The organism is Acinetobacter sp. YH16031, assembly GCF_013417335.1.
Classification (GTDB): Bacteria; Pseudomonadota; Gammaproteobacteria; order Pseudomonadales; family Moraxellaceae; genus Acinetobacter.
On the sequence record NZ_VPED01000169.1, the window covers coordinates 1 to 1340 of the forward strand.

Here is a 1340-nt window from a genome sequence, read left to right on the forward strand (position 1 = left end):
AGCTTAAATGAGACGCGTCAAGAAATTATAGAAAATACAAATCTAAATCTCGATTTGTATAGAGATGTATTGAAAGTAGCTTTTTCTGTCTTCTTCACACACTGTAATAATCAAGTTAATAGATTTATAGAAGTGAATGATAGTCAAATTTCTACAATACTATTCAATACCGATTTGGATCTAGAAACAGTTATGCTGTTAAATGATGGTATGAATGATAAATTTTTAGACTTATTAGATAGTTATGAGTATGAAGAGCTTATTAAATATCCTATAATATTTACGGCTGAAAATTTTAAAAGCAATGAATTAGGATAGTCGTGGATAGCATAGAATTTTTAAATTTTGCACAAAAAATCATTTCTATTACTCCAATTTCAGAAATTGATTATCGTCAGATAATAAGCCGTAGTTATTACTGTGCATTTCATAAACTTAATGAAAAATCCAATTCCTTAGGCATTCCTGTGAATGCCTATAAAGGTGGAACTCATGCATCCTTACGGCAGACTTTAATAGAATTACGTCCGGCAAATAAACAATTGAAAGCTATAGCATATCGACTAGTTAGCTTCCATCAATTACGTATTATTGCAGATTATAAGTTAGAGGATAAAGTGACAGAAATATCAGCTAAGGAATCTATTGAAAACTGCAAAAAAATATTAGATCAAATTAATTTAGTTACTAGTCTGTAATCTTTTAAAAGCACTTTTTCCTTTTATTTAACATAAAATCTCTTATACGAAATTTCAGGCAAAAAATCCCAGCCGAGGTTTGGCTGAGATAAAAATAGACTCTAAATCACGCGGCTGGATAGGTCATAAATGATTTCATTAACTTTCTGCCTTGCTTAAGAACAATATATAAAAAATCAAAAATATATAAAACAGATAACATCAAAGATAGTGATCGATTTATTAGATAAATAATTTATTATAAAATAGTCTAGAGATTTAAATTACATAATAGTCTTTTTTTTCATTACTTTAGCTATACAAATCTGGTTTTTTATGTCCTTAGAGATACTTGAAAAATATTCTATTCTCATGACCTTTTAAAATCTAATTTCTCTGAGAAAATCATGAAAATATTTTTCCTTACTTTAATTGCTTTGGCTTTAACAGCATGTTCCAAGCCTCACGATAAATATATTGGTTATTGGCAACTTGAAGATACGAAATATCCAAGAGTTTTAGAAATATATAAAGAGGGCAAAGAAACTTACATCGTAAATGAGAATATTCTTTCAGAAACTGATTGGTTTGGAAATAAAAAATCTGGAACAGTTTTAGAAAAGAAAGAAAAAGAACTTGGTGTTAATAACGGTTTAGCAGTTA

General features: G+C 28.3%; 1 protein-coding gene and 2 pseudogenes. All 3 read left to right on the plus strand.

The window, feature by feature from the left end:
* Window positions 1–318 (plus strand): annotated as a pseudogene (locus tag FTV31_RS16910) (hypothetical protein); the annotation flags it as partial.
* Window positions 319–320: 2 nt separating this feature from the next.
* Window positions 321–698, plus strand: coding sequence for a hypothetical protein (locus FTV31_RS16915; protein WP_179997592.1), 378 nt, complete (start codon window positions 321–323; stop codon window positions 696–698).
* Between the two features lie 386 nt (window positions 699–1084).
* Window positions 1085–1340 (plus strand): annotated as a pseudogene (locus tag FTV31_RS16920) (hypothetical protein); the annotation flags it as partial.